This window comes from Bartonella sp. TS25HLJMH (assembly GCF_042193505.1).
Taxonomy (GTDB): Bacteria; Pseudomonadota; Alphaproteobacteria; order Rhizobiales; family Rhizobiaceae; genus Bartonella; species Bartonella grahamii.
In genome coordinates, this window is sequence record NZ_JBHILV010000105.1 from 1 (window position 1) to 608 (window position 608).

The 608-nt window shown below is 39.5% G+C and carries 1 protein-coding gene and 1 pseudogene; both read left to right on the forward strand.

Annotated features, from left to right (window positions below):
• Window positions 1-30: 30 nt before the first annotated feature.
• On the forward strand, window positions 31-279 hold the full coding sequence (locus tag ACFINF_RS09490) for a hypothetical protein (protein ID WP_375620628.1): 249 nt from the start codon (window positions 31-33) through the stop codon (window positions 277-279).
• Window positions 280-281: 2 nt separating this feature from the next.
• A pseudogene (locus ACFINF_RS09495) lies at window positions 282-608 on the forward strand (integrase); the annotation flags it as partial.

Sequence of the window (608 nt, forward strand, 5' to 3'; positions counted from 1 at the left end):
GAATTACATCTAAAATGAAGGGGAATAAACATGCCACACCGCCCACCTACTATCACGCAGCCAGCTATTGCTCGTGCTTTAAGAGAAGCTAAAAAACAAGGATGCGAATTAATAGAAATCAAACCTACAGGGGAATTATTAATTCATATCAATAAAACCATAACACCAACAACGACAGATAATACTTATAGCATTGACGATTTTCCACCGCTTGAAAATGAACAAGAAGACTACGAGACCAGCAAAAGCTGCTCCTCTGTCGACGGTATAAAGTTTTAGCCATGCCAAAACGCCGTCCACCGCATCTTGTTCGTGAACGTACACGCCATGGTAAAGTTATATGGTATGTACGTATTGGTCATGGACCACGGTTTCGGATTGAAGGAACCTATGGAACGCAAGAATTTGTTGACAATTATACGCTGGCTATTAAACAAGCGCAAAATGGCTCCTCCAAAACAAAGAGGCATACCAGACTCACAGAAGGGTCTTTCGATTGGTTGTTACATCAGTATTTACAAAGCATGCAATGGCATAATCAATCAGAATCTACTAAAAAAGTTAAATATCGAATTCTGAATAATGTTTCTAAACATATCGGTGATCGT